Below are 3326 nucleotides of genomic sequence, written 5' to 3' on the forward strand. Positions count from 1 at the left end.
CTAACCACTTTCTCAAGCTTTGGACATTCCGTGGAGAAAGGAAAAAAGTTATTGCTGCTCTTCTAACTAGCTAGATTTATACGCTTAGTTTGAGTCTAACTCCGTGCATATAATATACGTTGTTCGTTGAAAAAAGGGTGACTCAACGTAATATATATTTTCAAAATTTGTGAAAATTTTTAAAAGTAGATAAAAATCATGAAACTTTTACCTAATATCTGGTACTTCCTATCCTAAAAAGCTCTAATATTTGATACTTAATCAAGTAAAAAACTGCGACAATTTTATAGATTTTTTGTTAAATAATATAGTAGAGAATATCCCACGAAAAATATCACAGGAAATGCTATCATCAGAATCACTAAACCTAAAGGTACTCCAGAAAATATGATATAGACGAGAATTGCAGTATAAGGAACTAATAAACCTATTCCCGCAAGAGTTAATTTTTTTGGAGTCCATTTAATATCTTTTTTTAGAGGCTTTTGAAGCATTTTTGCATCTTTACCTTTTAAAATATTTCTTCCCATAAACTACTCCTTTAAATGTAATTTAGTTTTATTTTAACTGTAAGCATTCAGCCGTCAGCCAGCCTCCTCCGGAGAAACTTCGTTAACAGCTATTGCTTTTAGTTTAGACTCAAAGCTTGATTAATTGTCTTACTACAAAAGTTGCATCCCTTGTCCTTAAAGTCTTTTTTTTATTTAAACACTGTCCCATAAGATAGAGTTTTGTTGCTGATAGCTGACAGCTAATAGCTGTTTGCGCAGCATGACCTAGGAAATGCTTACTTTTAACTATTCTACAAAACTGAAGCAAGTTAAATTTTATTCCCAATCAAAATTCATTCCTAAATATTCCTCTAATCTCTGATTATGAGGTTGAAAATACTGATTTAATTTCTGGCGCATCTCATTACTTATTGGTGAATAATAACCAGGGTTTAACTTTCTATATTCTGACAGTTGATGTTCTGGCAATCCTAAAAAATTAAAAACTTGTTTCATGGTTTCTACAGGTTTTTCATAAAGGTTTTCTCCTTTTAAAATCAGTAGTTGTTTTCTGGGAAATACTGCTAACCATTTATTGATAAATTCTATATAAATTCCGCGTCCTATATAGTTACCTGGTTGCTGCCAATAATTTTTATCTCCTTCTGGTTTTTCAGGATTTTTTCTGAGTATTTCTAACTCGGAATTTATTGCTGTTTCAAAGGAGCGGTCTTCCCAATTTAGTCTAATCCAATGATGATATTGAGAGAAGGCTCTATCTATAGGGTTTCTCAAGATTACTAATAGTTTTACTTCTGGAAATACATTATATATTCGCTCGGCAGCTTGATGATTTTCTAGATAGTTAGGGGTTGCTTCTCCAGTGAGAAAATTTTCTGATTTAGGAATTGGAGGAAAATGGGCAAGATACCAATTAATTCCTTTGTTAAAGTCTCGATACCAAAAATGAGTTTCTTTTTTAATTGCTGGTATAACATGGGGATTTTGAGCTATGTAATTTTCTAGTGAAGTTGTACCACTTTTTTGAGCGCCAATAATAATAAAGTTAGGACCTCTGGCATTTTGTAAATTCCAATGTTGTTTAACAAAGGAGGGATTAAGTTGAAGGGTTTTGTTGTAGGAGGCAGTTTGATAATTTTTGATTGCTGCATCTAAGTTTCCTGTTGCTGTGAGAATTTCTCCGAGGTTAACGTAACACCAAATACTATCTTGGTTTTCTTGAGTAATTTTTTGAAATAATTCTAATACTTGCTGGAGCTTTCCTTGTTTAATAATAAAATTTAATAAGTTTGAATAGAAGAAAAACCAAGGATATTCAGGTTTGAGTTGAATGGCGTTTATATAAGTTTTTATGGCTTCATCAAATTTCTGAAGTTTGAATAAAACGTTGCCTAGTTGATAGTGATGACGGAAATTTTTGGGATTTTTGTTGACGGTATTTTGGCAGTTAGTAAGTTCCTGGTCTAGTTGATTTTTTTTATTTTCTAGTTGAGTCAGTTTGCTAGTAATTTCTGGATGATTTTGCTGGACTTGCAAACCCAGGTTATAAATTATTATTGCTGCATTGAATAAATTTTTTTGTCCTAGTAAATTTCCTAATTTTAAGTAAAATTCTGGTGCTTCTGGCTGGATTGATAATTCTTTAATAGTTTTGGATTTTTGTTGGTGGGGATTTTGAATAATCTGGGAATAATAGTGAATAGTTTCTGGTAAATTTGATTGAGATTGTTGTTCAAGGGTATATCCTAATTTTTCATGGATGTTTGACAAATCTTGATTAATTTTAAAGGCATAAAGAAAAGCTGTTACTGCTTCATTCCATCTTTGTAACTTGATTAATGTTTCTCCTAAACTGTAGTAAGACCAGATAAAATTTGGATTTAATTGAATAGCTTGATGGTAAGCAAGGATAGCTTTATCTAATTCCTCTTTTTCCTGAAAAATATTTGCTAATTTATGATGCAGCACCCAAGTTTCAGGCTGTAATTCTATGGCTTTTTGATAATTAGTAATCGCTACATCTAAATTTTTTTGATTGACTAAAGCATCTCCAAGACAATGATAAGTAACAGCAGTTTCAGGGTTTAGTTGAACTGCTTGTTCATAAGAGGAAATAGCTTTTTTCCACTGCTGAATATTGGCGAAAGCTTTACCTAAACTGTGATGAGACCAGGAAAATTTTGGATTAAGTTGAATAGCTTTTTGGTAGTTTAATATAGCTTCTTGCCAATTTGATTCGCCACTATAAATTTCTCCCAAATTATGATGTGCTTGGGATAGATGGGGATTTAACTTAAGTGCTTCTTCATAACAAGCGATCGCTTCTTTTTTTCGCTCATATTTTAATAGAGTTTTTGCCAATTTCAGATACTCTAAATCTGTTGCCCATTCTGGTTTTAAATTCAGTGCTTCATACAAACAAGAGGCAGCTAGTTCTGGTTTATCTATTTGAGTAAATATTTGCGCTAAAGCATAGTAAGCACTGGCAAAATTTGGTTGTACTTTAGTAGCTTTTTCGTAGCAATTAACAGCTTTATACCACTGCTTTTTTCTAACATAAATTCTACCTAAACTTGCATGAGTTTCAGCTAGGCTTGGTTGTTTTTCGAGAGCTTTTTTATACCAATCAATAGCTGAATCTAAGGCATCTATTTGTTCCATAATTCGTCCTATGGTATTGCTAGCTGGTACAAAATCAGGAACTAATTCTAAAGCTTTTAAGCAAGTCGCATAAGCTTTTTCAAAATTTCCTTGAGTTAGATAATGTTCTGCTTCTTCGTTAAATTTTAATGCTGCTGCCTCTGGGTTTTCCAT

The 3326-nt window shown here is 32.3% G+C and carries 2 protein-coding genes; both read right to left on the reverse strand.

Annotation, left to right across the window (positions count from 1 at the left end; all coding sequences use genetic code 11):
- Positions 1-284 precede the first annotated feature (284 nt).
- A complete protein-coding gene (locus AC3DU7_RS29185) occupies positions 285-530 on the reverse strand; it encodes a hypothetical protein (RefSeq protein WP_488042753.1) in 246 nt (81 codons plus the stop codon).
- Between the two features lie 297 nt (positions 531-827).
- On the reverse strand, positions 828-3326 hold a 2499-nt coding region (locus AC3DU7_RS29190), incomplete at its 5' end, for a tetratricopeptide repeat-containing sulfotransferase family protein (protein ID WP_488042754.1).

The organism is Okeania sp. (assembly GCF_983059655.1).

Bases quoted from the DNA above. Each gene is read 5' to 3' on its own strand.
- AC3DU7_RS29185 (WP_488042753.1), bottom strand. From the start codon at position 530: ATGGGAAGAAATATTTTAAAAGGTAAAGATGCAAAAATGCTTCAAAAG.